23 protein-coding genes and 3 tRNA genes are annotated in these 26,058 nt (G+C 61.0%); 20 read left to right on the forward strand and 6 right to left on the reverse strand.

The window, feature by feature from the left end; all coding sequences use genetic code 11:
• Positions 1–118: 118 nt before the first annotated feature.
• The 6 genes from ercA (at position 119) to ACL0K2_RS01470 (ending at position 9,400) form a co-directional block, all read left to right on the forward strand.
• Complete coding sequence (ercA, locus tag ACL0K2_RS01445) at positions 119–1,282, forward strand: alcohol dehydrogenase-like regulatory protein ErcA (RefSeq protein WP_413043603.1); 1,164 nt, start codon at positions 119–121, stop codon at positions 1,280–1,282.
• Positions 1,266–3,011, forward strand: a complete 1,746-nt coding sequence (locus tag ACL0K2_RS01450) for a NahK/ErcS family hybrid sensor histidine kinase/response regulator (RefSeq protein ID WP_413043604.1) — start codon at positions 1,266–1,268, stop codon at positions 3,009–3,011. The genes ercA and ACL0K2_RS01450 overlap by 17 nt, the downstream gene beginning before the upstream one ends.
• Entirely contained in the window at positions 3,008–3,379 is a 372-nt protein-coding gene (locus ACL0K2_RS01455) for a hypothetical protein (protein ID WP_413043605.1), read from the forward strand. The genes ACL0K2_RS01450 and ACL0K2_RS01455 overlap by 4 nt, the downstream gene beginning before the upstream one ends.
• 92 nt (positions 3,380–3,471) lie before the next feature.
• A complete protein-coding gene (locus tag ACL0K2_RS01460; protein ID WP_413043606.1) occupies positions 3,472–4,722 on the forward strand; it encodes a TolC family protein in 1,251 nt (416 codons plus the stop codon).
• Positions 4,719–6,215, forward strand: coding sequence for an efflux RND transporter periplasmic adaptor subunit (locus tag ACL0K2_RS01465; protein ID WP_413043607.1), 1,497 nt, complete (start codon positions 4,719–4,721; stop codon positions 6,213–6,215). The genes ACL0K2_RS01460 and ACL0K2_RS01465 overlap by 4 nt, the downstream gene beginning before the upstream one ends.
• A complete protein-coding gene (locus tag ACL0K2_RS01470) occupies positions 6,212–9,400 on the forward strand; it encodes an efflux RND transporter permease subunit (RefSeq protein ID WP_230623596.1) in 3,189 nt (1,062 codons plus the stop codon). The genes ACL0K2_RS01465 and ACL0K2_RS01470 overlap by 4 nt, the downstream gene beginning before the upstream one ends.
• Here the strand turns inward: ACL0K2_RS01470 and arsJ are convergent, their stop codons facing one another.
• The 5 genes from arsJ to ACL0K2_RS01495 form a co-directional block, all read right to left on the reverse strand.
• Positions 9,401–10,633: an organoarsenical effux MFS transporter ArsJ gene (gene arsJ, locus ACL0K2_RS01475; protein ID WP_413043608.1), complete on the reverse strand. Its 1,233-nt coding sequence runs from the start codon at positions 10,631–10,633 to the stop codon at positions 9,401–9,403. It lies immediately after the preceding gene.
• 91 nt (positions 10,634–10,724) lie between these two features.
• Positions 10,725–11,732: an ArsJ-associated glyceraldehyde-3-phosphate dehydrogenase gene (locus tag ACL0K2_RS01480; protein ID WP_413043609.1), complete on the reverse strand. Its 1,008-nt coding sequence runs from the start codon at positions 11,730–11,732 to the stop codon at positions 10,725–10,727.
• Between the two features lie 23 nt (positions 11,733–11,755).
• Positions 11,756–12,082, reverse strand: coding sequence for a YnfA family protein (locus tag ACL0K2_RS01485; RefSeq protein ID WP_239609438.1), 327 nt, complete (start codon positions 12,080–12,082; stop codon positions 11,756–11,758).
• A 26-nt stretch (positions 12,083–12,108) separates the two neighbouring features.
• Positions 12,109–12,822: an arsenical resistance protein ArsH gene (gene arsH / locus ACL0K2_RS01490; RefSeq protein ID WP_413044419.1), complete on the reverse strand. Its 714-nt coding sequence runs from the start codon at positions 12,820–12,822 to the stop codon at positions 12,109–12,111.
• Between the two features lie 32 nt (positions 12,823–12,854).
• On the reverse strand, positions 12,855–13,211 hold the full coding sequence (locus tag ACL0K2_RS01495) for a metalloregulator ArsR/SmtB family transcription factor (RefSeq protein ID WP_045162028.1): 357 nt from the start codon (positions 13,209–13,211) through the stop codon (positions 12,855–12,857).
• 198 nt (positions 13,212–13,409) lie between these two features.
• Here ACL0K2_RS01495 and arsB point away from each other — a divergent pair, with 198 nt between their 5' ends.
• The 10 genes from arsB (at position 13,410) to ACL0K2_RS01545 (ending at position 19,698) form a co-directional block, all read left to right on the forward strand.
• Positions 13,410–14,486: an ACR3 family arsenite efflux transporter gene (gene arsB / locus ACL0K2_RS01500; protein ID WP_413043610.1), complete on the forward strand. Its 1,077-nt coding sequence runs from the start codon at positions 13,410–13,412 to the stop codon at positions 14,484–14,486.
• 352 nt (positions 14,487–14,838) lie between these two features.
• A complete protein-coding gene (uvrY, locus tag ACL0K2_RS01505) occupies positions 14,839–15,483 on the forward strand; it encodes a UvrY/SirA/GacA family response regulator transcription factor (protein ID WP_413043611.1) in 645 nt (214 codons plus the stop codon).
• The gene (uvrC, locus tag ACL0K2_RS01510; protein ID WP_413043612.1) at positions 15,483–17,303 is read left to right on the forward strand and encodes an excinuclease ABC subunit UvrC; all 1,821 of its coding nucleotides are present in this window, start codon (positions 15,483–15,485) and stop codon (positions 17,301–17,303) included. The genes uvrY and uvrC overlap by 1 nt, the downstream gene beginning before the upstream one ends.
• A 34-nt stretch (positions 17,304–17,337) precedes the next feature.
• Positions 17,338–17,895, forward strand: coding sequence for a CDP-diacylglycerol--glycerol-3-phosphate 3-phosphatidyltransferase (gene pgsA / locus ACL0K2_RS01515; RefSeq protein WP_045162033.1), 558 nt, complete (start codon positions 17,338–17,340; stop codon positions 17,893–17,895).
• Between the two features lie 70 nt (positions 17,896–17,965).
• A tRNA-Gly gene (locus ACL0K2_RS01520) sits at positions 17,966–18,041 on the forward strand.
• A 44-nt stretch (positions 18,042–18,085) separates the two neighbouring features.
• Positions 18,086–18,159: transfer RNA gene (locus ACL0K2_RS01525), tRNA-Cys, on the forward strand.
• A gap of 184 nt (positions 18,160–18,343) precedes the next feature.
• Positions 18,344–18,538 (forward strand): PLD nuclease N-terminal domain-containing protein, encoded by a 195-nt coding sequence (locus ACL0K2_RS01530; protein WP_413043613.1) that lies wholly within the window; start codon positions 18,344–18,346, stop codon positions 18,536–18,538.
• A 165-nt stretch (positions 18,539–18,703) separates the two neighbouring features.
• Positions 18,704–18,790: transfer RNA gene (locus tag ACL0K2_RS01535), tRNA-Leu, on the forward strand.
• 166 nt (positions 18,791–18,956) lie between these two features.
• A complete protein-coding gene (locus ACL0K2_RS01540) occupies positions 18,957–19,238 on the forward strand; it encodes a hypothetical protein (RefSeq protein ID WP_413043614.1) in 282 nt (93 codons plus the stop codon).
• A gap of 196 nt (positions 19,239–19,434) precedes the next feature.
• Positions 19,435–19,698: a hypothetical protein gene (locus ACL0K2_RS01545; protein ID WP_045162046.1), complete on the forward strand. Its 264-nt coding sequence runs from the start codon at positions 19,435–19,437 to the stop codon at positions 19,696–19,698.
• Positions 19,699–19,757: 59 nt separating this feature from the next.
• Here the strand turns inward: ACL0K2_RS01545 and ACL0K2_RS01550 are convergent, their stop codons facing one another.
• On the reverse strand, positions 19,758–20,003 hold the full coding sequence (locus ACL0K2_RS01550) for a hypothetical protein (protein WP_045162047.1): 246 nt from the start codon (positions 20,001–20,003) through the stop codon (positions 19,758–19,760).
• A 324-nt stretch (positions 20,004–20,327) separates the two neighbouring features.
• Here ACL0K2_RS01550 and ACL0K2_RS01555 point away from each other — a divergent pair, with 324 nt between their 5' ends.
• The 4 genes from ACL0K2_RS01555 to ACL0K2_RS01570 all read left to right on the forward strand — a co-directional run bounded on the left by ACL0K2_RS01555 (position 20,328) and on the right by ACL0K2_RS01570 (position 25,906).
• Complete coding sequence (locus ACL0K2_RS01555; RefSeq protein ID WP_413043615.1) at positions 20,328–21,143, forward strand: DNA-binding response regulator; 816 nt, start codon at positions 20,328–20,330, stop codon at positions 21,141–21,143.
• Positions 21,144–21,265: 122 nt separating this feature from the next.
• Positions 21,266–23,542, forward strand: a complete 2,277-nt coding sequence (locus tag ACL0K2_RS01560; protein WP_413043616.1) for a 7TM-DISM domain-containing protein — start codon at positions 21,266–21,268, stop codon at positions 23,540–23,542.
• Positions 23,539–25,698, forward strand: coding sequence for a TonB-dependent receptor (locus tag ACL0K2_RS01565; protein WP_413043617.1), 2,160 nt, complete (start codon positions 23,539–23,541; stop codon positions 25,696–25,698). The genes ACL0K2_RS01560 and ACL0K2_RS01565 overlap by 4 nt, the downstream gene beginning before the upstream one ends.
• Positions 25,589–25,906 carry a hypothetical protein gene (locus tag ACL0K2_RS01570; protein WP_413043618.1) on the forward strand — a complete coding sequence of 106 codons (318 nt, stop codon included), beginning with the start codon at positions 25,589–25,591 and terminating at the stop codon, positions 25,904–25,906. The genes ACL0K2_RS01565 and ACL0K2_RS01570 overlap by 110 nt, the downstream gene beginning before the upstream one ends.
• Positions 25,907–26,058: the final 152 nt, after the last annotated feature.

Below are 26,058 nucleotides of genomic sequence, written 5' to 3' on the forward strand. Positions count from 1 at the left end.
GCATCGGGATGCAGTTGTGAGAACGGTTCGCTTCCCAGCCTAGCGACTTTTTGCGGATTGCTTTGATGGCAGAAAGCAGTACGCTTGCCGGACGTATAACAATAACCGAGGCCGTAGTATGAGCCCCAATATCAGCCTGCAACGCAAATTCGTTTCACCCGAAATCGTCTTTGGTGCCGGGTGTCGCCACAGCGTGGGCAATTACGCAAAGAACTTCGGTGCCCGCAAGGTATTGCTCGTGTCGGACCCTGGCGTCGTGGCTGCGGGCTGGGTAGCAGATATTCAGGCCAGCCTGACGAATCAGGACATCGAGTACTGCCTGTTTACCCAGGTGTCCGCCAATCCTCGCTCCGAGGAGGTGATGATCGGTGCCGAGGTCTATCGCGACGAGGGTTGCAACGTCATCGTCGCGGTGGGCGGCGGTAGCCCGATGGACTGTGCCAAGGGTATCGGCATTGCTGTCGCTCATGGACGCAGCATCCTCGAGTTCGAAGGCGTCGATACGCTGCGGGTGCCGAGTCCGCCGCTGATCCTGATCCCGACCACCGCGGGCACGTCGGCGGACGTTTCGCAGTTCGTGATCATCTCCAACCAGGAAGAGCGGATGAAGTTTTCCATCGTCAGCAAGGGCGCCGTACCCGATGTATCGCTGATTGATCCGGAAACCACTCTGAGCATGGACCCGTTTCTCTCCGCCTGTACCGGCATCGACGCGCTGGTCCATGCCATCGAAGCCTTCGTCTCCACCGGCCATGGTCCGCTGACCGATCCGCATGCACTCGAAGCCATGCGACTGATCAACGGCCATCTGGTGCAGATGATCGCCAATCCAGCGGACATCCAGCTGCGGGAGAAAATCATGCTCGGCAGCATGCAGGCGGGGCTGGCATTCTCCAATGCCATTCTGGGCGCGGTGCACGCCATGTCACACAGCCTCGGCGGCTTCCTCGATCTGCCTCACGGGTTGTGCAACGCGGTATTGATCGAGCATGTGGTGGCGTTCAATTACAGCGCCGCGCCTGATCGGTTCAAAGTGGTTGCCGAGACCTTCGGTATCGATACCCGCGGCCTGCAGCATCGAGAAATTCGCGACCGTCTGGTCTACCATGTCATTCAGCTCAAGCAGGCCATCGGATTCAATGAAACCCTGGGGCTTCACGGCGTGAGTCTCTCGGATATTCCTTTCCTGTCCCAGCACGCCATGCAGGACCCCTGCATCCTCACCAACCCGCGCTCCTCGACCCAGCGCGACGTCGAAGTGGTGTATGCCGAAGCACTCTGACCGGTCCGACGCGCTGGCCGGACTGCTCGGCCTTGGTACGCACTCGGCGCGCAAGAGTCATTACCCAGAGCTGGTGGCACGCCTGGAGGAACTGGAAGCCGAGCGAAATCGCTACAAATGGCTGTTCGAGCATGCCGTGCACGGCATTTTCCAGGCGAGTCTGCAGGAAGGTATCCGAGCCGCCAATCCGGCGCTGGCTCGAATGCTCGGTTATGCCAGCCCCGCCGAGACGCTCTGGGCGCTGACCGATCTATCCCACCACCTGTTCATGGGCGGTGAAGAGGAGCTGAAGCAGATCCGTCAGGTTTTGAGTACCCAGCGTGGTCTCTTCGGCTATGAGACTCGGTTGCGGCGCAAAGACGGCAGCACCATCGACGTCATGATGAACTTGCTGCTCAAACCCGATGAGGAAGGGCTGGTCGAGGGCTTCGTCGCCGATATCACCGAGCGCAAACTGGCTCAGCTGCGTCTGCTGCAACTCAATGAGCAGCTCGAGCAGCGTGTTGCAGAACGTACCCTGGAGCTGCGCAAGGCACGCGATGCGGCAGAGGCGGCCAACCACAGCAAGGACAAGTACCTGGCTGCCGCCAGCCATGACCTGCTGCAGCCGTTGAACGCCGCACGCTTGCTGATTTCGACCCTGCGCGAGCGCGGCTTGCCGGATGCCGAGCAGAACCTCGTCGAGCGCGCGCATCAGGCGCTGGAAGGCGCCGAGGACCTGCTGGCCGACTTGCTGGACATCTCCAAGCTGGACCAACAGGCCATCAAGCCAGACATCGATATCTACCGCCTAGACGAAGTGCTGTTGCCGCTGGTCTCCGAATTCCAGTCCGTAGCCGAAGCGAAAGGGCTCGGCTTCGAGCACTTCGTCCCGGCCTACGCGCTGCGCAGCGATTTCAGGTTGCTGACGCGAATTCTGCGCAATTTTCTCAGCAACGCCTGCCGCTATACGGACGCCGGGCGGGTGTTGCTGGGCGCGCGCAAACGTGGCGAGTTTCTGCGCATCGAGGTTTGGGATACGGGCCGGGGTATCGAAGCGGATCAGTTGCAGGCGATCTTCCTTGAATTCAACCAACTTGGCGTGCAGCGTGCTGCCGAGCGCGCTGGGGTCGGGCTCGGCCTGGCCATTGTCGATCGCATCGCGACGATGCTCGATTACCGGGTGCAGGTGCGCTCGCGACCGAGACGGGGTTCGGTCTTCAGCATCGATGTACCCTTGGCCGACAACCCCGCGGCGCCACCTGCTGAAGCGCCGATGATGGGGCCAGTGCTCGGCGACCCATTGCCGGGTCGGCGCCTGTTAGTCCTGGATAACGAGCTGAGCATTCTGCACAGCATGGCGGCATTGCTGGGGCAGTGGGGCTGCGAAGTCCTGACCGCCACTGACGAAGCGGCGGCGCTGACCGTGCTGAGCGGCTCGCCTCCGGAGGTGATACTTGCCGATTACCATCTCGATCATGGTGTGACGGGGTGGGACGTGGTGACGGCGCTAAGTGCACATTACGGTCAAGCGATACCCGTGGTCATGGTCACCGCCGATCGCAGCGATGAATGCCGCCGCCAGCTTCAGGGGTTGGGCGTGCCCGTGCTTAACAAACCGGTCAAGGCCGGGAAAATGCGCTCGGTGTTGAGTCACCTGCTCAACGATAAGCCTGTGCGAGAGGAAACGGCCAAAACTAATCTGGATCAGTTTCCCAGCCCAAGCGGAACCGATACACTCGCGCCATGAAACGCCGTCTACGGTTGTGGTTCGTTCTCTTGATCAGTCTGGTGCTTCCCGTCAACGGGATGGCGGCTTTCGAGCTGGGTTCCGAACCCTGCCAGATGGGCGGCTCGATGAGCGCCATGGCAGCGCCCGCAGACCATCTGGCGCATGCGAACAGCCCGGCCATGAACGCCGCCGACGACTCCGGGCATACGCACGACGATGACGGAGCGCCGTGTCCGAGCGGCCAGCAGTGCAAGGCCGGCAGCATGCTGTTGCTGGATATGGCCCGTCCAATGCCCGCGAGCGCACCACTGAAAATGGCCGTCTATTTCCCGGACGCCATTCCCACCCCTGTCGACGACAACCACTGGCGTCCACCCCGCGTCTGATTCCTCCGCTGACCTGAGCAGCCCTTCACTGTCGAGGTGATGGGCTCAGTACGTGTGCCTTGCGGCACACCGGCTTCATAGGAATCTTCAAGATGAAATCCCGATACTTGCACCCCCGTCTGCTTGGCGTGGTGGTGTGCTGCGGCGCCATGCTGTTGCCAACGCTGGCTGGCGCACTGACATTGGAACAGGCGCTGCAGCTCGCCGAGCAGCATTCACCCTCGCTCGAGGCTGAAGCCTCGAAACTGATCGCAGCCAGGCAGAATGCTACGCCGGCGGGTGAGCTGCCTGATCCGAAGTTGCTGCTTGGCGTGCAGAACCTGCCTATCGAAGGGGGCGCGGCCTGGCGTCTCGGCGAGGAGGGCATGACCATGCGGATGGTCGGCTTGATGCAGGACGTCCCCAACCGCGACAAGCGCAATGCCCGTGTCGAACTCGCGCAAGCCAGTGTTGGCCGTGCCGAAGCGGAGCGTCAGGTCGAGAAGCTCAAAGTGCGCCAGGCCACTGCACAGGCCTGGATCGCCACTCATACGATCGAGCGCAAGCTCGAACTGTTCAAGGCGCTGTTCGATGAGAACCGCCTGCTGGCCGAGACCGTGCAGGCAAGGATTGCCGGACGCCGCGGGCAGATCGCCGACAGCGTGATACCCCGCCAGGAGGCGGCTTTGCTAGCCGAGCGTGAGGACGAACTGGTGCGCTTGCGCAGCCAGTCGCGCGCGGCGCTGGCACGTTGGATCGGCGATGCGGGCCAGAATCCGCTGAGCGGCGACCTGCCCAGCTTGGCCGTGAACGAGCAAGCGCTCATGGAGCGGTTGTACCGCCATCCGCAACTTGCCGCGTATGAGCCGATGTTGCGTGAGGCACAAGCGCGCATCGGCGAAGCCACGGCCGACAGGAAGCCGGACTGGAGCTGGGAAGTCGACTACCTCAAGCGTGGCCGGGAATATGGCGACATGGTCAATCTGGTGTTCAGTTTCGACCTGCCGATTTTCCAGCGCTCACGGCAAAGCCCGCGCATAGCGGCAACACACGCGCAACTCAACCAGCTCGAAGCCGAGCGCGAGGCCAGTCGGAGAGCCTTCGCCGAGCAGTTGGCCGGTGATCTGGCCGAACTCGAACGAGTTCGACGCGCCCTGGTGCGCACCAGCGAGGTGTTTCTGCCACTGGCCCGCGAGCGGGCGGAGTTGACCCTGGCCGGATATCGCGCCGGGACTGGCGAGCTGGATGCCGTGCTCGCCGCCCGTCGCGAACTGATCGAAACCCGCCTGAAACAGATCGATCTGCAGGGCCTGCAAGCCGTTGCGGCCGCCCGCCTGAATTTCGCCTATGGAGACGCCCAATGAGCCGGATATCAGCGAAAACCATCATAGCGATCGGCTTGGCTGCACTGGCCGGCTCTGCCGGCGGTTACTGGTTGGCACAGGAACAATCCCACTCGGTCATGCCGCATGCGTCGGCGCAAACCGGGGCGGCTCCGTCCACTCGAAAAGTCCTCTATTGGTACGACCCGATGGTGCCGCAGCATAAATTCGACAAGCCGGGTAAATCGCCATTCATGGACATGCAACTGGTGCCTCGCTACGCCGATGAGAGCGGCGATGCAGCTAGCATCAGCATCGATCCGAGCGTGACGCAGAACCTCGGCGTGCGGCTGGCGACAGTCACCTGGGGCGAACTCGCCAGCCGGGTCGAGGCGGTTGGTGTACTGGGCTATAACGCGCGCGACGTGGCACTCGTGCAAGCGCGTGCGGCGGGATTCGTCGAGCGGGTATATCGCCTCGCGCCGGGTGATGTTCTGGAAAAAGGTGCGCCGCTGGTCGATCTGCTGATTCCCGAGTGGGCGGCCGCGCAGGAGGAGTTTCTTGCCCTGCGGCGTGTCGGCGAGCCGGCCCTGCTCGACGGTGCTCGTCAACGCTTGCGTCTGGCGGGTATGCCCGCAGATGTCATCCGCCAGCTGGAGCGCAGCAGCAAGGTCCGTACCCAACTGACTATTCACACACCCATCGGTGGCGTGTTGCAGGACCTGGCCGTACGTGAAGGGATGAGTATATCGGCCGGTGCTCCGCTGGCGTCGATCAACGGATTGCAGAGCGTCTGGCTCGAAGTCGCCGTCCCGGAAGCACAGGGCCGGGCGATACGTGTCGGCCAGAACGCCAGCGCCCGGCTGTCGGCGTTGGGCGGCGAAGCGATCGAGGGCAGCGTGACCGCTGTGTTACCTGAAGCCACCGCCGCCAGCCGCACGTTACGTGTCCGCATCGAACTGCCCAACCCTGACGGGATTCTTCGTCCCGGCCTGACGGCAAGCGTGACCCTGGCCGATGCCGGCACCGAACCGGTGCTGCTGATTCCCAGCGAGGCGGTGATCCGTACCGGCAAGCGGGCCCTGGTTATGGTGGCCGAGCCGGGCGGCCGCTACCGGCCCGTCGAGGTTCGTTTGGGGGCGGACAGTGGCAGCCGGACGGCGATTCTCCAGGGGCTCGAGGAAGGTCAACAGGTCGTGGCGTCCGGGCAATTTCTGATCGACTCCGAGGCCAGTCTGCGAGGGCTCACCGCCGCGACACTCGAAGTGCCTAAGCCCGCTCTCGACGCTTCCAGCGCGGCCCCCGCGTTGCACGCCTCGGAAGGACGCATCGTCGAGCTCGACGAACAGTCGGCGAAGATCTCGCATGGTCCATTCCATACCCTCGGCATGCCGGGTATGACCATGCGTTTCGCGGTGGCCAACCCTCATCTATTGCACGACGTGGCAGTAGAGGACCGGGTGGACTTCGCCGTGCGCGAAACCTCCAGCGGTCTGGTGATCGAGCGTCTGCAGAAGCAGGAGCAACAGCAATGATCGCCGCGCTGATTCGCTGGTCGGTAGTCAATCGTTTCCTCGTTCTGCTGGCAACGCTGCTAATGACAGCTGTGGGCATCTGGGCGCTTCGCACCACGCCCATCGATGCGCTACCGGATTTGTCCGATGTGCAAGTGATCATCCGCACGCCGTATCCGGGCCAGGCGCCGCAGATCGTCGAGAATCAGGTGACCTATCCGCTGACCACCACCATGCTCTCGGTACCGGGGGCGAAGACGGTGCGCGGGTATTCGTTCTTTGGCGATAGCTACGTCTACGTACTGTTCGAGGACGACACCGATCTGTACTGGGCGCGCTCACGGGTGCTGGAGTACCTCAGTCAGGTCCAGAGCCGGTTGCCGGCCAACGCCAAGCCTTCGCTCGGCCCGGATGCCACCGGCGTCGGCTGGATCTACCAGTACGCACTGGTCGATCGCAGCGGTACGCATGACCTGGCGCAACTGCGCAGCCTGCAGGACTGGTTTCTCAAGTATGAGCTGATCACGCTGCCCAACGTCGCTGAAGTCGCCACTATCGGCGGCATGGTCAAGCAGTATCAGGTGGTGCTCGATCCGCTGAAGATGGCCAGCGTTGCGGTGACCCAGGCGCAGGTGATCGAAGCCATCGGCAACGCTAATCAGGAAGCCGGCGGTGCCGTGCTGGAACTGGCTGAAACCGAATACATGGTGCGTGCCTCGGGCTACCTGAAGACGCTCGATGATTTTCGCAACATCCCGCTGCGGCTCAGCGAGGCCGGTGTGCCGGTGATGCTCGGTGACGTTGCGCACATCCAGCTCGGCCCAGAGATGCGCCGTGGTATCGCCGAGCTCGACGGCGAGGGCGAAACCGTCGGCGGTGTGGTCATCCTGCGCAGCGGCAAGAACGCGCGGGAAACCCTGGCCGCGGTGCACGCCAAGCTCGATACATTGAAGAAGAGTCTGCCGGCGGGCGTGGAGATCGTCACCAGTTACGACCGCAGCCAGCTGATCGACCGCGCGGTGGAGAACCTCGGGTTCAAATTGCTGGAGGAATTCGTGGTCGTCGCGCTGGTGTGCGGGATGTTCCTCTGGCATCTGCGCTCATCACTGGTGGCCATCGTCTCGTTGCCGATCGGCGTGCTGATCGCCTTCGCGGTGATGCGCTATCAGGGCATCAACGCCAACATCATGTCGCTCGGCGGCATCGCCATTGCCATCGGTGCCATGGTCGATGCCGCCGTAGTGATGATCGAGAACGCGCACAAGAGGGTTGAAGCCTGGCGCCACGCCAATCCGGGCCGAACCCTGGAAGGCGAGGAACACTGGCGCCTGATGATCGCCGCAGCGCAGGAAGTGGGCCCGGCACTGTTCTTCTGCCTGCTCATCATCACCCTGTCATTCATCCCGGTGTTCACGCTCGAGGCCCAGGAGGGTCGGCTGTTCGGGCCTCTGGCGTTCACCAAGACCTATGCGATGGCGGCGGCGGCCGGGCTTTCGGTGACTCTGGTGCCCGTGCTGATGGGCTATTGGATTCGCGGGCGCCTGCCTGACGAGTCGCGTAATCCGCTCAACCGGGGCCTGATTCGCATCTACCGCCCGGCGCTGGAGGCGGTACTGGAGCGTCCGAAGACAACCATTGCCGTCGCGCTGCTGGTGCTCGCCACCACGCTGTGGCCGATGACGCGCCTGGGCGGGGAGTTTTTGCCGCCGATGGATGAGGGCGATTTGCTGTACATGCCATCGGCACTGCCCGGCCTGTCGGCACAAAAGGCCGCTCAGCTGCTGCAGCAGACCGACCGGATGATCCGTACCGTGCCGGAAGTCTCCCGAGTGTTCGGCAAGGCCGGACGCGCCGAGTCCGCTACCGATCCGGCGCCGCTGGAGATGTTCGAGACGACTATTCAGTTCAAGCCTCGAGACCAATGGCGTGACGGGATGACGCCACAAAAGCTGGTGGATGAGCTGGACCGCGCGGTCCAGGTGCCCGGCCTGACGAATATCTGGATTCCGCCGATCCGTAACCGCATCGACATGCTCGCCACGGGAATCAAGAGCCCCATCGGGGTCAAGATCGCCGGTGCCAATCTGGAGGAAATCGACCGCATCAGTCAGCAGGTCGAAGCGGTCGCCAAGGCTGTGCCAGGCGTCAGCTCGGCGTTGGCCGAACGGCTGGTCGGTGGGCGCTATATCGACATCGACATCGATCGTCAGGATGCCGCGCGCTACGGCCTGAATATCGCCGACGTGCAGTCGATCGTTTCCAGCGCCATCGGCGGCGCCGTCATCGGCGAGACAGTGGAGGGGTTGGCGCGTTATCCGATCAGCGTGCGCTATGCGCGGGAATGGCGCGACTCGCCGGACGCCCTGGAGCAGCTGCCCATTCTTACGCCAAAAGGCAGTCAGATCACGCTGGGCAGTGTGGCGCGGGTCCAGGTCAGCGACGGACCACCGATGCTGCGCAGCGAGAATGCGCGGCTCACCGGCTGGGTGTACATCGATGTGCGAGGTCGTGACATCGCCTCGGTGGTGGCCGACTTGCGCGAAGCGGTCGATGCCACGGTGAAGTTGCAGCCGGGCATGAGCCTCAGCTACTCGGGCCAGTTCGAGTTTCTCGAACGCGCCAACGCACGCCTCAAGCTGGTGGTTCCGGCGACCCTGTTGATCATCTTCGTGCTGCTCTATCTGACCTTCGGTCGCTTCGATGAAGCGCTGTTGATCATGCTGACGCTACCGTTCGCCCTCACCGGCGGGGTGTGGTTCCTCTATCTGATGGGCTTCAACCTGTCGGTGGCCACCGGCGTCGGTTTCATCGCACTGGCGGGAGTGGCTGCGGAGTTCGGCGTGATCATGCTGCTTTATTTGAAGAACGCCTGGATCGAGCAGCAGCGTGTCGGAAAGGACGACGCCGCCGGCTTATATGCGGCTATTCGTGAAGGTGCCGTGCAACGGGTACGGCCCAAGGCAATGACGGTGGCGGTGATCGTTGCCGGTCTGCTGCCGATCTTCTGGGGCGCGGGGACCGGCAGCGAGGTGATGAGCCGCATCGCCGCGCCAATGGTGGGTGGCATGCTCAGCGCGCCGCTGCTGTCGTTGTTCGTGATACCGGCAGCGTTCCGGCTGATGCGCCGCCCGGACGATGTCCGACAGCGGTGCGCGGGTCGACCTGAACGACACGAGCCGGATTTTGTGAGTCCAGCCGAGCGCTGATCAGCCGGCCGATGGGCCTGCCTGACCATGCCGAGGCAGGCCCGTCGAAATCAGGGCTGCCAGCAGCACGAAGCTGCTCGAGACCCACAGGCAAGCCTCCAGGCCGTAGCGCTGGTAGATCCAGCCGGACAGCAGCGTCCCCAGCAACCGGCCGAGGGCGTTGGACATGTAGTAGAAACCAACATCCAGCGACACGCCGTCGGCCTTGGCATAGGAAACGATGAGGTAGCTGTGCAGCGACGAGTTCACGGCGAACAGCGCACCAAATAGCAGGAGGCCGCCCAGCAGCACCGTCTCGGTCGACATGCCGCTGCCCATTCCCAGAGCAATGGCCGCCGGTAGACCGGCCAGCAGCAACGCCCAGATGAACGCCGCGCGGCCGTCCGGAACCTGGTCGCGCTGCTTGCCCGTGATGGCGGGGGCGAAGCTCTGAATGATGCCGTAGCCAATCACCCAGAGCGCGAGAAAGCCGCCAACCTGCCAGAAGTCCCAGCCAAACACAGACGATAGATAGACCGGCAGTGCAACCACGAACCAGACGTCACGCGCACCGAACAGAAACAGCCGTGCGGCTGACAGAACGTTGATGGCGCGACTCTTGGACAGCAGCTCGCGAAACTTCGGCTTTGCCTTGGCCTTGCCCAGGTCTTTTTTCAGCAGGAACAGGCTGGCGATCCAGATCACCGCCAATGCGATGGCCATGCCCAGCAGCGATCCCCGAAAGCCGATGCCTGCGAGCAAGGCTCCTCCGAGGAAAAAGCCCACGCCCTTGAGCGCGTTCTTCGAGCCGGTGAGCACCGCCACCCACCTATACAGCGTGCCTTGTCGATCCTCAGGTACCAACAGCTTGATCGAGCTTTTGGCACTCATCTTGTTCAGATCCTTGGCGATGCCGGAGAGCGCCTGCGCACCCATCACCCAGGCAATCGTCAGCCACGCTGCGGGTACGGTGAGCATCAGCAGTGCCACTACCTGCAGCGCCAAGCCAACGTTCATGGTGCGGTTGAGTCCGAGTCGCGCGCCCAGGTATCCGCCGATCAGATTGGTGACGACCCCGAATATCTCGTAGAACAGGAACAGCGCGGCAATCTGCAGCGGCGTATAGCCGAGCGTATGGAAATGCAGCACGACCAGCATGCGCAGCGCACCGTCGGCCAGCGTGAAGGCCCAATAGTTGCCGGTGACCAGCAAGTACTGGCGAACATCCGGTGCAAGGCGGGTGAGGGCGTGCATAAGAAGTCCTGATGCGTTGCACTAGCGGTGCGATTCGTGGCGGAGCTGAGCGAATGCCGCGATCAGGCCGAGCCCGATCGTTGTCGGTTCGTTAGCCGGTCAGGCCGACTTTGCGCGCTAGTTCAACGGTACGGTTGGCGTAGCCCCACTCATTGTCGTACCAGGCGTAGAGCTTCACCTGAGTTCCATTGACGACCATGGTCGACAGCGCGTCGATGATCGAGGATCGCGGATCGGTACGGTAGTCGATGGAAACCAGTGGGCGCTCTTCGTAACCCAGGATGCCCCGGAGGGGGCCTTCGCTCGCGGCCGCCTGCAGCAACTGGTTGACCTCATCGATGCTAGTCGGGCGTTCCACCTCGAATACACAATCGGTTAGCGAGGCGTTCGCCAGCGGAACACGCACTGCGTGGCCGTTGAGCTTGCCGCGTAGTTCGGGAAAGATCTCTGCGATGGCTGTCGCCGAACCGGTGGTAGTGGGGATCAGGCTCATGCCCGACGCGCGCGCCCGTCGCAGATCCTTGTGTGGTTGATCTAGGATGCTCTGGGTATTGGTCAGGTCGTGAATGGTAGTGATCGAACCGTGACGGATGCCCAGATGCTCGTGGATCACCTTGACCACCGGTGCCAGACAATTGGTGGTGCAAGACGCGGCGGTGACGATACGGTGTTGCGCAGGATCGAACAACTCGTCGTTGACGCCCATGACGATATTGAGAGCACCGGCTTCTTTGACCGGCGCGCTGACCACGACGCGTTTCACGCCCTGCCGTAAATAGTCTTGCAGAATTTCGACGGTCTTCATCTTGCCGCTGGCTTCGATCACCAGATCGCAATCGGACCAGTTGGTGTCTGCGATCGCCTTGTTCGCGGTCACTCGGATCCGCTTGCGCTCGATCACCAGGCAGTCGTCAGCGCTGCGCGCCTCGTGCTGCCAGCGGCCATGCACCGAATCGAAGTTCAGCAGATGGGCATGAGTGGCGGCATCGCCGGCCGGGTCGTTGATGCGGATGAATTCCAGCTCTGGCCAGGCCCAGGCGGCGCGCAGGGCCAGACGTCCGATACGGCCGAAGCCGTTGATGCCTACTTTGATCGTCATGAAAGCCACTCCATCTATATGATTCAGGTCGTTCGTGGGGCAAACATGATGATTGCCATGCCGAGCAAGGCCACGGCGCAGCCGAGCAGGTCCCAGTAGGTTGGCCGCACGCCGTCCACCAGCCACAGCCAGAGCATCGCCACGCCAACGTAGACGCCACCGTAGGCGGCATACACCCGCCCCGCGGCGGTCGGATGCAGCGACAACAACCAGGCAAACAGGGCCAGCGACAGGGCGGCGGGTACCAGCAGCCAGATGCTCTTGCCTTGCTTGAGCCAGAGATAGGGCAGGTAGCAGCCGATGATTTCCGCAACGGCGGTGACGGCGAACAGCGCAACGGTATTGAGCATTCAGGTCTCGCTAAGTGGCGCGTGGCTCAGATGGAACGCTGGTTGACGCGTCGGGATAAAGCTTCAGCCGACTCCTTGCGTTCGGAATAGCGATCGACCAGATAGTCCTGACGGCCGCGTAATAGAAGGGTGAATTTCATCAGCTCCTCCATGACGTCAACCAGTCGGTCGTAGAAGGCGGACGGCTTCATGCGGCCAGCGTCGTCGAACTCGAGAAATGCCTTGGGCACCGACGACTGATTGGGGATGGTGAACATACGCATCCAGCGGCCCAACACGCGCAGCTGATTGACCACGTTGAACGACTGCGAGCCGCCGCAGACCTGCATCACCGCGAGGGTTTTGCCTTGCGTGGGCCGAACAGCGCCAAGGGCGAGAGGAACCCAATCGATCTGCGCCTTGAATACAGCGCTCATCGAACCGTGCCGCTCCGGAGAGCACCAGACCTGACCTTCCGACCAAGTCATCAGATCGCGCAGCTCCTTGACCTTCGGATGCGTGTCTGGCGCGTCGTCGGGCAATGGCAACCCTGACGGATCGAAAATACGGGTCTCGGCGCCAAGCCGCCGCAGCAAACGCGAGGCTTCGTCGACCATCAGACGGCTGAACGAGCGCTCGCGGTTCGAACCGTACAGCAGAAGAATCCGCGGCGGATGGGGCAGGTCACCTGAATAACCGAGCCTTTCCAGGTCGGGAAGGGCGAACGACTCGTCTTCGATGTTGGGTAAATGCGACTGCAGATCGGTATCGGTCATGTGGGCTCCTTGTTCGCTCAGCCACATACAGAGGTGCGTTCAGGTCGGTTGCGCATGGCATCCAGACGCTGGCTGCTGGACGCCAGCCAGTGCTTGTTGGCGTTGAGGATGGTCTGAAGCATTTGATGAACCCAGTCAGGCAGGTGCGGATGGAGGCGGTAGTACACCCACTGGCCCTGGCGCCGGTCGGCCAGCAATCCGCAATTGCGGAGCTGCGCCAGGTGGCGGGAGACTTTGGGCTGGATCTCATCCAGGGCACAGGTCAGTTCGCAGACGCACAGTTCACCTTCGCGGGCGATGAGCAACGTCATCCGCGCACGGGTTTCGTCGGCCAGACATTTGAAAACGGTGGTAGGGGTCAAGTGCTCGATCATCGAGAGTCGGTGCCATCGAGAAGATATGGTTTAGCGAATATATTGGTTTCGGCATATTAGGTAAAGGTTTCGTTGTCTTCGATCAATCAGCATAGGATCTAAGACGGCTATGCTTAAGGGGCCGAAAGCGCTACGCTTTGCGACTATAAACATATCAAACAGCGTATGTCAGTTGTTACCCCGAAACCAGGATTCCGAATGTCCAGTCAATGTGAAGTCGACAAAAGATCTGGGGCGCCGTCGCTCGGTTTCTTCGAGCGTTTTCTGACGGTCTGGGTGTTTTGCTGCATCGTCGCCGGAACGCTGCTCGGGCTCTATGCGCCGACCGCTGCGCGTGCTGTGGGCGGGCTGGAAATCGCCCATGTAAACATTCCGGTCGGCCTGCTGATTTGGGTGATGATCGTTCCGATGCTGATGAAGATCGATTTCTCTTCGCTGCGCGAGGTGTATGCCCAGCGCGTGAGCATGGGCGTCACGCTGTTTATCAACTGGGCCGTTAAGCCCTTCACTATGGCGTTGCTCGGCTGGCTATTCATCAAACATGTGTTCGCTCCCTGGCTACCTGCAGCCGAGCTGGACAGCTACATGGCCGGGCTGATTCTTCTGGGCGCCGCGCCTTGCACGGCGATGGTCTTTGTCTGGAGCAACCTCTGCAACGGCAACGCGAATTTCACCCTCACCCAAGTGGCACTCAATGATCTGGTGATGGTGTTCGCCTTTGCTCCGATCGTGGCCTTGCTATTGGGTGTGTCATCCATTCCGGTGCCCTGGGATACGCTGTTGTTCTCTGTGTTGTTGTATATCGTGATCCCACTGGCCATCGCCCAGTTCATTCGTGCCCGGCTGATCCGGCGAGGGGCAGCGGCATTCCAGGCAGCGCTGACTGGCAGCGCGCCGTTTTCGATCGCGGCACTGTTGGTCACACTGGTTCTGTTGTTTTCGTTCCAGGGCGAGGCGATCGTCGAACAACCATTGATCATCGCCATGCTGGCGGTGCCAGTCTTTTTGCAGACGTTATTCATCGCGGGCCTCGGCTATTGGCTGAATCGTAAATGGCAGGTCCGCCATGACGTCGCCGGCCCCTCTGCGATGATTGGCGCGTCTAATTTCTTCGAGCTGGCGGTAGCGGTCGCCATTGTGCTGTACGGATTCGACTCAGGGGCGGCGCTCGCCACGGTGGTAGGCGTACTGATCGAAGTGCCGGTCATGCTCTGGCTGGTCCGTACGGTCAATCAAAGTCGCGCGTGGTACAGCCGAGCTCTGCGCCAGCCATGACTCCTGTTCGATCGCAGGTGCGATCAACCCATACGCTGCCCTAAATTCCTGAGCAGCCGATTGTCAGTCAGACGACCCACGAGCGATTCAGCTCGGGCAGCAACCCCAGGGCTGACGAGGCGGGCAGACAAAAAGCGGCACCGCCGGTTTCAGGCTATGTTGATCAATGAGTCAGGCTTGCATCTGGCCTCTGATGCTCCCATAAAGGAGCAGGCTGTGGGCGGAGGGGTGATGCCATATGGCCATAACGCGATGTATGGTCTGGGTAAGCCGATGTGTTTTTTGTTAAAGTCCGCCGCTTGCGAAGCGAGCAGTCAGCCAGCTTTGAATTTGCACAGAAAGAGGTGTCTGCTTGATTAGGGTGCTTGTGGTCGATGACCACGATCTAGTGCGCACAGGCATTTCCCGGATGCTTGCCGATATCGATGGCCTACAGGTGGTCGGACAGGCGGAATCCGGCGAGATTGCGCTCAAGAAGTCGCGGGAGCTCAAGCCGGACGTCGTGCTGATGGATGTCAAAATGCCGGGCATTGGCGGCCTCGAGGCCACCCGTAAGCTCCTGCGCAGCCACCCGGACATCAAAGTCATCGCTGTCACTATCTGCGAAGAAGATCCCTTCCCTACGCGACTGTTACAGGCGGGCGCCGCCGGTTACCTGACGAAAGGCGCGGCGCTCGACGAGATGATCCAGGCGATTCGCATGGTCTTTGCCGGGCAGCGCTACATCAGTCCACAGATCGCCCAGCAACTGGCACTTAAATCGTTTCAGCCGAAGATCAACGGCTCACCCTTCGATCTTCTCTCCGAGCGGGAGATCCAGATTGCCCTGATGATCGCTAACTGCCAGAAGGTCCAGACCATTTCAGACAAGCTTTGCCTGTCGCCGAAAACGGTCAACACTTACCGTTACCGCATCTATGAAAAGCTTTCGGTGACCAGCGACGTCGAGTTGGCGCTGCTCGCCGTCCGTCACGGCATGGTCGACACCATCAATTGATGAGCGGCTTCGATTCCTCCGCTTTTCTGGCTTCCTGCAGCGGACGTCCCGGCGTCTACCGGATGTTCGATGCCGACGCCAAGCTGCTCTACGTGGGCAAGGCGAAAAATCTCAAAAAGCGTCTGGCAAGTTATTTCCGCAAGACCGGGCAGGCGCCTAAAACCGCCGCGCTGGTGGCCCGCATCGCGCAGGTCGAAACCACTATCACGGCGAATGAAACCGAAGCGCTGCTGCTCGAACAGACGTTGATCAAACAGTGGCGCCCGCCTTACAACATCCTGCTGCGCGACGATAAGTCGTATCCCTACGTGTTTCTTTCGAGCGGCGAATTTCCTCGGCTCAGTATTCATCGCGGTGCAAAAAAGGAGGCGGGACGTTATTTCGGCCCGTACCCCAGCGCCGGCGCAATTCGCGAAAGCCTGGGTCTGCTGCAAAAGGCCTTCTTCGTGCGCCAATGCGAAGACAGCTACTACCGCAACCGCACCCGACCTTGTCTGCAGTATCAGATCAAGCGTTGCAAGGCACCTTGCGTGAAGCTGGTCGACGCCGAGGAATATGCAGAAGATGTCCGACATTCGGTGATGTTCCTGGAAGGGCGCAGCAATGCCCTGGCCGAGGAGCTGTCGAAGAACATGGAGAAGGCAGCGGCGGCGCTCGATTTCGAGCGCGCCGCGCAGATTCGCGACCAGATCGGCATTCTGCGTCGCGTGCAAGATCAACAGAGCATGGAAGGCGGCAGCGGTAACGTCGATATCGTCGCCGCGGTGGTGAGCCCAGGCGGTGCCTGCGTGCACCTGATCAGCGTGCGCGGCGGGCGAGTTCTCGGCAGCAAGAATTTCTACCCACAGGTCGCCATCGAAGAAAGCGTCAGCGATGTGCTCCAGGCATTTCTGGAGCAGTACTACCTCAGTTCCATGGAACGCGATCTGCCCGCAGAGCTGATCGTCAATACGGTTCACGAAGACTTCGATACTTTGATCAGCGCGGTTGCAGAGCTGCGTGACGTCGAGTTGACGATCACCCACCGCGTTCGTGGAACCCGAGCACGCTGGCAGCAGTTGGCCCTGACCAACGCCGAGCAGGCGCTCGGGGCGCGGTTGGCGAACCGTCAACATTTGGCCGCCCGTTTCCAGGCCCTGGCCGAGGCGTTGGAGCTGGACGAACTGCCCACCCGCCTGGAATGTTTCGATATCAGCCATTCCAGCGGTGAGGCTACGGTCGCGTCCTGTGTGGTATTCGGTCCGGAAGGGCCGCTTAAGTCCGATTACCGCCGCTACAACATCGAAGGGGTCACTGCGGGTGATGACTATGCAGCGATGCATCAAGCGCTCTCACGGCGATTCAAGAAAGCCGCCGAGGGGGAGGGCAAGCTCCCCGACATATTGCTGGTGGATGGCGGCAAGGGACAGTTGAACATGGCCCGTGAGGTCCTGCAGGAGCTTGCCGTGCCGGAGCTGATCCTGCTGGGCGTGGCCAAGGGCGTGACGCGTAAACCCGGTCTGGAGACGCTCTATCTCAATGATGCCGCGCATGAATTCACGCTGCCTGGCGATTCCCCGGCGTTGCATCTGATCCAGCAAGTACGCGACGAGGCTCACCGTTTCGCCATCACTGGCCATCGCGCACGCCGCGCAAAGACGCGAACGACCTCTACGTTGGAGGGTGTGCCGGGCATCGGACCGAAACGTCGTCGCGAACTGCTCAAGCACTTTGGTGGTCTTCAAGAACTCTGCCGTGCCAGTCTCGATGAAATCGCCAAGGCGCCCGGGATCAGCAAAAAGCTCGCCGAATCGATTTATGCGGCTCTGCACAGTGAGTAGAATCGCCTCCTAAATCTGCGGATCAGTGGTATCGATGAACATTCCAAATATTCTCACCGTGCTACGTGTACTGCTGATACCGATTATCGTCCTGTTGTTCTATCTTCCTTTCCACTGGAGCTATTTAGCCTCGAGCGCCGTGTTTACCGTTGCCGCGCTTACCGATTGGCTGGACGGTTACCTCGCCCGTAGGCTCCAGCAAAGCACGCCATTCGGTGCCTTCCTCGATCCGGTCGCGGACAAGCTGATGGTGGCGGTGGCACTGGTGTTACTGGTCGAAGAACATTCGAACCTTTGGCTGACCTTACCGGCGGCCATCATCATCGGACGCGAGATCGTGGTGTCGGCTCTACGTGAGTGGATGGCGGAACTGGGCGCGCGGGCCCAGGTGGCGGTCTCCAGCCTGGGTAAATGGAAAACGGCGGCGCAGATGGTGGCGCTGGTGATCCTTTTAGCCAACCCGCCACTGGTAACTGTTTGGGTAGGGCTTGGCTATGCATTGCTAATCATCGCTGCCGCATTGACCTTGTGGTCGATGATCAATTACCTGATGGCCGCCTGGCCCCACCTAAGTCCTACAGAAAAGAAATAAAAAACTTTTTTAATCAAAGGCTTGACGGGGGGCGCTGAAACTATAAAATGGCGCCCGTCACCAAGACGATGCGGGAATAGCTCAGTTGGTAGAGCACGACCTTGCCAAGGTCGGGGTCGCGAGTTCGAGTCTCGTTTCCCGCTCCAGTTTGTTGACGATTACGCCGCAATATGCGGCGTCATCGTTTTGAGGCCGGTTGGCAGAGTGGTTATGCAGCGGATTGCAAATCCGTGTACGCCGGTTCGATTCCGACATCGGCCTCCATTAGTGAAGAAACCGCAAGCGCAAGCTTGCGGTTTTTTTATGCCTTCGATTCGGCGGGTTGGGTATTCTGGCGCTTCCGACTCAGAGGTGTCTGGTCGTCCAAGGCTTGATCGAGAGCCCGCTAACGGAACTGCAGCGAGGTGAGCAAGACTCATACCCTTATGAGCCGAGCGAGGAGAGCTGCATGTCTGACGCGATGAGTTATGTCGCAATTGCCGTGGCCGTGATTGTGATCGCCCTGGATTTACTTGCCGTCATCAGCGTATTTAAAAGCGACCGAACGGTAGGTGCAAAGGCGCTCTGGGCCATTGGCATCGCATTGTTTCCCGTTCTTGGTCTTGTGTTCTGGTTGCTCGTAGGCATACGTCGTCGGCATTGAATTCCCGAGTTAGCCATTGCACAACCAAATCCGAGCACTGGATTGATCCTGGTTCCTATCGCGCTGAACGCAGCTCTTCCATCTCCGGCGTGCCGTTCGGGTTGCACCTCGACGGGTGGCTGGTTATAGTCCTGCGCCGCGATCGAGCATCGCGCTCACCGTCCTGCCCGGATGGCGAAACTGGTAGACGCAAGGGACTTAAAATCCCTCATCCGAAAGGGTATGCGGGTTCGATTCCCGCTCCGGGCACCAAAACGTGTGGCGTATCCGATAGTTGCGACATCTCGAAAACCGGCCTTTGCAGCCGGTTTTTTCGTTTCTACGGCCGGCAGGCCCGTACAGTGACCAATGGCAGCTCATCCGCCTGAACGCATAGGCTGGTCGATCCTCTTACCTGTACAGGGCAATAGAGAGGTGAATGATGAGCATCGAGCGTGAAGATCGCCAACCGCTGAGCAAATTGCCTACCGGCACCCGTGCCGAGAACGAAGACGATGGGGTGGTGATTCCCGGTTCGGCACCGCCGTTGAGTCCTGGACGCACCGATGTAAACCCTGACGATCAGCCGGGCGTCGATGAGTTGCCGGGCAATGAGCTGGAGCGTCCACGAGATGGCAACGATGGCGCGCCTATCGAGCGTGAGACCCCCGACATCGACCTGGACAACGCCGAGATGGATGACGCGCCCAACCCGCGCTAGCGTTGGCGCGCTAGGCGCTCTGCACGCGCTTTAGTGTCGCTGGGCCGCTCGCCGGATATCTTTCGAGGTTTGTTTCGCCACTCACGTCAGCAGCACCGCCGTGCGCCGGCACCTGCGACGTGTCGTTGCGCTCAGCCACATTGCGTATCGCCTGGCCAGGGCGTCACGTTCCATTGGCATCATATTCGGACTGACGATGAGTAAACTGACCGAGCAATACGCTGTAATAGCCGGGCTGACGGCGTTCATGGCTGGTTGCAGTGGAATAGAAACGGTACCGCCACCGGACGGTACCGATGAATATGTATTCGCTTGCAACAAGGCAGCCGGACAGCCGGGTTGCGAGGCCCGTGCGCGCGCGGTTTGTCCGAAGGGTTACGAAACGTTGAGTAGCGAAGAGAATTTCGATCGTAAGGAGCTGCGCGTTCGTTGTACGGAGAAAGGCAACGAAGACAGCTGATCGAGCCCACCGAGCGACTTCTGACAGAGCAACTGCTCGGTAGGGCGCGGTGACAATAGTTACTGTTTCATGCCGAGCAATTCTTGCGCTTCTCCCAGCGCTTCGAGCGATTGTTCGTGCTCGCCCGCCTTATGCAATTTTTCCCCCTCGGCGCGAAGCTCTTTGACTCGCGTCAGAACGGCTGGATCGCTTGGTGGATTCGTTGCCAGTTGCTCGTCGATCTTTGCCATGTCCATGGGACAGTGCATTGCCCAGAGCGGCGTGCTGACGACAGCGGCTGCGATGAATAGCAATATACGACGCATGATTCGATCTCCTGATGAGTGGCCCGCCAGTCCAGTATAGGAGCCACTCGGAAACCATGAGGGTTTCGCACGGCGTGAGTGAGGAGTCGGCCTTCTCGGCGTGAGTTGGAGCGTTTGGCGTCGTTTGCAGACATCGCACCAATCAGCGCGATAAGTCTTCAGTAAACCGCTAGGCTGCCGACAGCTTAAAATGGCACGCGCATGATCGGCCCGATAAGATCAGCCCGTTTTCTCGATGAATCAAATGACTGGCGCGTCTTCGCTCACGCTTTGGGTGATGCCGCTGTGAATACGTGACATCCACACAATGAAGAGGCAGGGAGCATGGTGGATCTTCAGAAGACCGGGTTGCCACAGCAAGGCGCGCCGCATGTATTGGTGATCGACGATACGCCGAATGAACTCAGAGGATTGCTCACGCTTCTCAGAGCGCAGGCATGGAAAGTTTCGGTGGCAACCGAGGCCTACCAGGGCTATCAGAGAGCGTTGGCCACTCGACCAGATCTCATCGTGCTGGACGTCAGGATGCCTCAGATGAACGGCTTCAGTCTGTGTCGCCTATTGCGCGAAGCGTCGGTGACACGCCGCGTTCCGATTCTGTTTCTGACCTCCTCGGGTTCGTTGGAAGAGCGGCTGGAGGGATTGACCTTGGGTGGAGTCGATTACGTACTCAAGTGCTGTGAACCAGAGGAAGTGCTCGCTCGGATCCGCATCCATCTGCAACTGACATGGCGTGATGAGCCCTGCGCCGCACCCTTTCACGAGACGACCGATGGAGACCAACCCGATCAGGTGATTCTTCGGGCGGCGATGCGTCTGGTTGAGGAAAGGCTGGACGATCTGCCGTCGTTGTCGGTCATTTCTCGGATGGTAGGGACACACGAGAAGCGCTTGTCGATGATTTTTCGTGAGCACCTGGGCACGACCGTTTTCGGCTATATCCGCGAAGCTCGTTTGCGTCGCGGTCAGAAACTGCTCACCGACGGTTCCATGAGCATCCAGGATATCGCCGAGCTGGTCGGCTTTCGCAGCGCCTGCAATTTCACCACAGCATTCCGCCAGTGGCTGGGGATTACGCCTACCCAGTTCCGTCAACAAATCCACGGCATCTGCGAGGCCGACTCGGTCCGTTCCGCATGATTGGGTCGCGGTTTTGCCGTCTGCTGCTCGGGTTCTGTCTTTCGATCTCGGGCCTCGCGCATGGCACGGTCTCCGTGGACGCATGTAAAGACGAACACGTCGAACTATTGCCCGTTACTCGGATGATCGAAGACCGTAGCGGGACGTTGAGCCTAGCCCGCGTTCTGGCGCGTTTTGAAAGTGAATCCGGCGCCCAGGCGGAGGTGCCGCCTGCGGGCTATACCCACTCGGCGTTTTGGTTCCGCCTGGAATTGAAGAACGAGGGATCGAGCAGCTGCTCGCGCTGGCTGACGGTGGGTGCGCCGCGTCTGGAAGACGTGCGCGTCTATAAACCGGTGCCGGGTGGCTGGGAATCGATGCGGGCGGGAAGCGCTTATCCGCTCAACGAATGGTCGTATCCGGCGCGGCAGCCGCTTTTCCCGGTATCGCTGGAGGCTGGTGAATCGGTCGTGTTGGTCGCTCGGGTCGCCAGCGGTACGCAGATATTGATCAACCCCCAACTCTGGTCCGATCTGGCGCGCTTCCAACATCGGCAGTCCACGGACCTGTGGGACGGAATCACCCTTGGCATCGTATGTCTGGTGGCCCTGTTCAGCCTGATGATCGGTGCGATCTTCCGCTCCTGCCTGGTCGTGGTGCATGCCGGCGCCGTCAGTTCTTACATTCTGCTGACGTGTGTTCTGAATGGCTATCTGGTGCTCTGGCCGGCGGCGCTCAGTTGGACGCGAGAGCTGACGGTGCTGGCCAGCGTGATCTCGTTTGCATGCTTTCTGGGCTACGCCGCAGTGGTACTGCGTGTCGGTCAGTTACCCAGAGCCATCGGTGTATTGTTCGGGCTGCAATTCGTTGCGCATGCGGGTGCACGCCTATGGTCGTTGATAGACCCGGCCCAGGGAGGCGATGCCGCCCTGATGGTAATGAAAGGCATCTATCTGCTTTTTCCGCTGACGCTGTTGGTCGGTTGGCGTAGAGGTGTGCGCTACGACTGGCTGGCCTGGTTGCTGCCGTTGATATTCATGTTGCTGTTGGCTGCTCGCTATTTTTTCGAACTGAGCAGCATTCCCTGGCAATCGCCTGAGCAGCGCTACAGCCTGGCGTCGACCTTACCGGGAGTCTTACTGCTGTTATGTACCCTTGCGGTCGAGGTAAGCCGCGCCAGATCCAGGGAAAAGCGAGCGCTGCTCGACCTCGACCATCTCAAACAGGCCGAGCACGAACGCCTCGAGCAAACGGTGGCCCTGCGTACCGAACAGCTGCGCGAATCGCTGCGCGCGCGCAGCGGGCTGATCGCTCGGATCAGTCATGATCTGCGTTCGCCTCTGGTGAGCGTGATCCAATATGCCCGTTTGTTACAGACGGGGGCGCTGCATGACTATCCGCAGAAGATCGAGCGCAACACGCGGCGGCAGCTGGAACTGATCGACGACTTGCTGGAGTTCTCCTCTGGCGAGCTGCAACAAATGGAATTGTCGCTCGCACCCGGCTATCTCTATGGCTTCTTGCGTGAAGTGGAGGACGAGGCCGCTTTCCTCGCTACCCGCCAGCGCAACGCGTTCGAAGCCCATTTCGCGCAGGACCTCCCGGTACTGGTACATGCCGATTTTCGGCGGCTGCGGCAGGTTCTCATCAATCTGCTGGCCAATGCGGCCAAGTTCACCACCGAGGGAAGCATCCGCTTCGAGGTGTGCTGCGTAAACAATATTCGTCCGAATCAGGTGCAACTGCGCTTCTGCGTCACCGACACCGGCATAGGACTCGATCCAAAGGACCGCGAGCAACTGATGCGGCCGTTCGGGCGTGGTCGCAACGCGCAGCGGTACGAGGGCAGTGGGCTTGGGTTATCGATCGTCCAGGATTTGCTGCAGCGCATGGGCAGCGAACTGGAAATCGAGGCGCCCGCAGAAGGCGGAAGCCGGCTGAGCTTCACGGTGCAGCTCGCCTGCGCGGCCGAGCAGGACATCGATTTTTCCGCTTCGGACGGTCCACCAACGGCACTGGACGGAGCGGGGCGGCACATCCTGCTGGTTGACGATATCGAGCAGAACGTGGAATGGCTGGCCGATCTGCTGGGCGGATATGGCTTCGAAGTTTCGACGGCGACCAGCGCTGCCCAGGCGCTTGGGTGTCTCGCCGATGATCCCGTCGACCTGATCGTCACCGATCAGATGATGCCTGATCTGGACGGCTGGGAGTTCCTGCGTCAGGTGCGTAGAGAGTGGCCAGGGACACCGGTGGTGCTTTATTCGGCGGCGCCCGCGCGACGGCCGTCTGGTTACCCAGAACAGGTCGAGTTCGATGCCGTGCTGATCAAACCGGCTTCGAACGGTGAGCTGCTTCGCTGCATAGATGAGCGGGCATGTCGTCAAAGGCAAACGATCACTACCGAGGTTGGCTCTTGAGTTCTTCGCGCGTAATGATGCTGTTCGTGATGCTGGCAGTCTCATCTGCCTCCATGGCGGAGGCCGTACCTTCAGGCGATGCCGGGTATTCTCGACGAGAGGAGCTGTTGCTCGACGACATGACGGTCACCGCAGACGCTGACAGTTCCTTGCACGAGGACGCGCGGCGTGGCGTCGTCTTGGTCGAGGGAGAGGCCGTGGAGCGCCCTGGTGGACACGCGCCCAGCCTCCTCGAGCAACGCGTCCCGGGTCTGGTACTGTCTGGCCACAACGCCCGTGATATCGGTTTCGGGATGCGCGGATACGGCGCGACGGCCTTCAACGATGGGCTGGAAGGCAGCGTTGGGGTCTTCGTTGACGGAGTCTATCTCGGCCGTCAGGGCATGGCCCTCGGCGACTGGCTGGATATCGAGCGAGTCGAGGTGCTGCGTGGGCCGCAGAACACCGCGTTTGGCAAGAACAGCAGTGCCGGGGCGTTGAACATCGTGACCCGACCACCGAGTCCGGAGTTCGAGGCACGTGGCGAAACAAGTGTGGGTTCTCGGGGCTTGCGGCAGCATCGCGGAAGTTTCTCAGGGCCGTTGGAGGACGGGGTGCTGGCCGGTCGGCTGAGCGTCTTTCATACCGAGCGCGATGCGCTCGTCGAGAATCGTTACAGCGGCGCGGGGCTGAACGACAAGGATCAACAAGGGCTGCGGGGACAGCTGCTGTGGACCCCCACCGAGGCGTTCAGTGCGCGTCTGGTGGGCGAGCATGGGCGGGCGGATGATTCGGGAAGCGTACTGATGGCTAGCCATTACAGCGACCAGACACGCCGCCGGGCCGCTTTTGTCGGCTACGATCTGCCGGCGACCGACCCGAAGAAGCGGGAAGTCCAGCATGACGCGCCGACCGGCAGTCGGGTGTCGCAGGATGCCGTTTCGCTGGAGCTGAACTGGGCGCTGGCGCCGACGATGCAGCTGACCAGCATCAGCGCGCATCGTGACTGGACTTATCTCAGCAAGCGAGATGGCGACAGTACGCCGCTTAGGGTCGCCGAGGGAAATGTCGATCTGCGGCACCGGCAGTTCAGTCAGGAGCTGCGCTTGAGCGGGTCGGTCGGTCCGCGCCTGGATTATTCAACGGGTGCTTATTACCTCAGCCAGGACGCTCGGCGTGAGACCGCTGTCCGCTTTGGCGACGATGCGGCTGCCTGGTTCGTCGGTGATCGTCTGGATGAAATCGAGCAGTTGTTCGGCATCCGCTTTCAAAATCCAGCCCAGATCCCGACGTCCTTGCTCAACGGGGCGAGTCAGCGCTATGCCGGTGCACAGGAGTCGGAAAGCCGCGCGGTGTTCGGAGCGCTCGCGTGGCGTCCCGTTGAGCGCGTCGAACTGAAGGGAGGGCTTCGCTACGGGCGCGAACACAAGCAAGGTTGGATGTCCCGGGAGCTTGCGGACCTGGCCTCTCTGAACGGTCTGCCGCCAGTCATTCAGGGTGGCGGTCAGTTACTTCGGCAAATTGCGTTGGGTGGAGCATATTACCGGCGTGACTCCATCGAAGAACGACACCTGACCGGTGAACTCGGGTTCAGATACCAGTTTTCCGATGCCGTTACGGGCCGGGCTGGCTGGTCACGCGGATACCGAACGGGTGGGATCAATTTCGACGTGGTGGGCCCTACGGCAGCACCGACGTTCGGCTCAGAGCGGGCCACATCGTTCGAATTGGGACTTGAAAGTCGCTTCTGGGACGACCGTGCGCGGGCCGGCCTGACCCTTTATCAGACGGATGTCGACGATTATCAGGCGCTGACCTATAGCCCTCCGGCCACGCTCTTCGCGCCTCCGTTGCGTGACAATCTCATCAACGTCGGCGCGGTGCGCCTGAGGGGAATCGAGCTCGACTCCGCTTGGCGCGTGCATCCTCGCACTGACCTGCGGCTGGGCGTCGCCTGGAGCGATGCGCGTTATGGCGCGTTTCGCAACGCGCCTTGCCCACCCGGCGAGGGGCCAATGGGTGTGCGACCTGAGCGGCAAACGCTTGTACAACGCACCCGAATGGAATGTGTCGACCGGGCTCGATTACTGGCAACCGCTGGTGCCGGGGCTGGAAAGCTTTGGCGGCGTCGACTACAGCTTCCGAAGCGGCTATTACGGCACCCTCGAAGGTGGTGAGGGCAGCTATCAGCCGAGCTACGGACTGACCCATCTGCGCTTTGGCCTGCGCCGCTCGGACCGTGGCTGGGAGGTCGAAGGTTGGGTGCGCAACCTGTTCGACCGCCATTCCGTCAGTGCCGTCTATGCCCTGCTTGGCGCGGGCGATTACGGTGTGCTTACAGGGGAGCCCCGCATGGCAGGCATGACAGTCAGGGCGCGCTACTAATAGGCGCCACGCTCGGTACCGTGCCCCCCTGCGTCATAGCCGTTCGTCAGGCCGCAACGGATTAATCCTCGACCATCCGCTGCAGCAAAGCTCACGTCCGCTCTCGCAAACTTTGCGCTGCTGAACTCTACGCATAATTCGCCGCAACTCGA

This window comes from Pseudomonas sp. YJ42 (assembly GCF_047225135.1).
Classification (GTDB): Bacteria; Pseudomonadota; Gammaproteobacteria; order Pseudomonadales; family Pseudomonadaceae; genus Stutzerimonas; species Stutzerimonas stutzeri_E.